The organism is Massilia sp. CT11-108 (assembly GCF_047302915.1).
In the GTDB taxonomy this organism is placed as follows: domain Bacteria; phylum Pseudomonadota; class Gammaproteobacteria; order Burkholderiales; family Burkholderiaceae_D; genus Telluria; species Telluria orientalis.
Window position 1 is genome coordinate 1 of the sequence record NZ_JBKYMO010000680.1, and the last position, 2458, is coordinate 2458.

At 64.4% G+C, this 2458-nt stretch carries 2 protein-coding genes; one reads left to right on the forward strand and one right to left on the reverse strand.

Annotated elements, in window-relative coordinates; genetic code table 11:
* Positions 1 to 364: 364 nt before the first annotated feature.
* Positions 365 to 631: a 30S ribosomal protein S20 gene (gene rpsT, locus ACEN88_RS29350; protein WP_036237481.1), complete on the reverse strand. Its 267-nt coding sequence runs from the start codon at positions 629 to 631 to the stop codon at positions 365 to 367.
* Between the two features lie 178 nt (positions 632 to 809).
* Between rpsT and murJ the strand changes: the two genes are divergently transcribed.
* A complete protein-coding gene (murJ, locus tag ACEN88_RS29355) occupies positions 810 to 2354 on the forward strand; it encodes a murein biosynthesis integral membrane protein MurJ (RefSeq protein WP_413345370.1) in 1545 nt (514 codons plus the stop codon).
* The last annotated feature ends 104 nt before the right edge of the window (positions 2355 to 2458 follow it).

Genomic DNA, 2458 nt, shown 5'->3' on the forward strand with positions numbered 1-2458 from the left:
CGCTTACTTGGCTGCCGGTTCGGCCGCATCGGCCACCGCCGAGCAGCCCGCCGCTCCCGCGAAAAAAGTGAAGAAGCACCACAAGAAGGCCAAGAAGGCCGCCGCAGCCGACGCAGCCGCTCCGGCCGAACCGGCAGCCAAGTAAGCGAGCGCTCGACGCTCACCCAGGCAGCCTGCGGGCTGCCTTTTTGTTGTCAAAAACCGGGGTCAGAGCCCGGTTTTTGGCAACAGCCTTTAGTCAACAGAGAATTCGGGCAACAAAAAACCCGCCGGACTTGCGTCGGGCGGGTCGTTGTTATTGAGTCCCCCGGACTCAATAACTCCATGCGCAGCCGGGGCCGCGCGGGCGTTGCTGTCGGGTGTATTAAGCCGACAGGGCCTTGATGGCGGCAGCCAGGCGGCTCTTGTGGCGAGCGGCCTTGTTCTTGTGGATGATTTTCTTGTCAGCGATGCTGTCGATGGTCGACACGGACTGCTGGAAGATTTGCGAAGCAGCGGCCTTGTCGCCAGCCTGGATGGCCTTTTTGACGGCCTTGATTGCGGTACGCAGGGTCGAGCGCTGAGCCGAGTTGTGTGCGTTTTGCTTGACTGCTTGACGAGCGCGCTTGCGCGCCTGTGCGGTATTTGCCATGGAATTTCCTAATCGGGGTCAAGTTGCGTTTGCAAACATTCAAACCGGCCCATTCCAGTGCCTGCCAAACGAGTGTCTGCTAACAGAATTCAATACAGCCCTCGATTATAGCGAAGGTTTCAACGAAGGGCAAATCCTGGTTCGTTTTTGTGCAATAGCCCAGCTATAATCGCGGGCTATGAACCTACTCAAGACCCTGGCAGCCATCTCGAGCATGACGATGCTGTCCCGTATCACCGGCCTGTTGCGCGACTCCCTGTTTGCCCGCGCGTTCGGCGCCAGCGATTATACCGACGCCTTCAACATCGCCTTCCGCCTGCCCAACCTGCTGCGCCGCCTGTTCGGCGAAGGCGCGTTCTCGCAGGCGTTCGTGCCGATCCTGGCCGAGTACAAGAGCCAGAAAGGCGACGCCGCCACCCGCACCCTCGTCGACCACGTCGCCAATACGCTCGTGTGGGCGACGCTCGCGACGAGCCTCGTCGGCATCATCGGCGCGCCCGTCGTCCTGTACGTCATCGCCAGCGGCCTCGAAGGCCCCGCGTTCGACGCCGGCGTCGTCATGACCCGGCTGATGTTCCCGTACATCCTGTGCATGTCGTTCGTCGTGCTGGCCGGCGCCGTGCTGAATACCTGGCGCGAATTCAAGATTCCCGCGTTCACGCCCGTACTGTGGAACCTGTCGTCGATCTTCTTCTCGTTGTTCATGGTGAAGTATTTCGACGTGCCGATCTATTCGATGGCGGTGGCCGTGATGGTCGGCGGCGTGCTGCAGGTCGGTATCCAGGTCCCCGCGCTGAAGCGCATCGGCATGCTGCCGCGCCTGTCGATCAATCCGTTCGCCGGTCTGTCCGACCCGGGCGTGCGCCGCATCCTCAAGAAGATGGGCCCGGCCGTGTTCGCCGTGTCGGCCGCGCAGATCAGCCTCCTCATCAACACGAACATCGCGTCGCGCCTCGGCGCCGGCAGCGTCTCCGTGCTGCAGTACGCGGACCGCCTGATGGAGTTCCCGACCGGCATGCTGGGCGTCGCACTGGGCACGGTGCTGCTGCCCAGCCTGTCGAAGGCGAATGCCGACGGCGATCCCGTCGAATACTCCTCCCTGCTCGACTGGGGCCTGCGGTTGACGTTCCTGCTCGCGCTGCCGGCCGCCGTCGGCCTCGCGACCCTGGCCGAACCGCTGATCGCCACCTTGTTCAACTACGGCGCGTTCAACGCCCGCGCCGTCACGGCCGCCACGGCGCCGCTGATGGCCTATGCGGCCGGGCTGCTCGGCATCATCCTCGTCAAGATCCTGGCCCCGGCCTTCTATGCGCGCCAGGACATCCGCACGCCGGTCAAGATCGCCGTCGGCGTGCTCGTCGCCACGCAGTTGATGAACCTCGTGTTCGTACCGGTACTGGGCGTCGCCGGCCTCGCGCTGTCGATCGGTCTCGGTGCGTGCATCAACGCGAGCTTCCTGTTCACGGGCCTGCGCCGGCGCGCGATCTACGTGCCGCATGCGGGCTGGCTGCCGTTCTTTTTCAAAGTCGTCGTGGCAGTCGCGCTGATGGGCGCCGTGGCCTGGTTCAGCCAGGCGCAGCTCGACTGGGCCGCACTGCGTGCCCATCCCCTGCTGCGCGCGGGCGCCCTGTTCCTCATCATCGGCGCCTCCGCCGTCGTGTATTTCGCCGTGCTGCTGGCGCTGGGCTTCCGGCCGCGCCACTTCATGCGCCGCGCTAAGTAGCCGGGGTAGCCTGGCGGTTCTCCGCCTCAGGCTCTTTCTCTTCCTTGTCAGGAGGCGGTGCATCGGCACCCGGCGCATCGGCGCCCGGCGCATCCACGCATGTC

Bases quoted from the DNA above. Each gene is read 5' to 3' on its own strand.
- rpsT (WP_036237481.1), bottom strand. From the start codon at position 631: ATGGCAAATACCGCACAGGCGCGCAAGCGCGCTCGTCAAGCAGTCAAG.
- murJ (WP_413345370.1), top strand. From the start codon at position 810: ATGAACCTACTCAAGACCCTGGCAGCCATCTCGAGCATGACGATGCTG.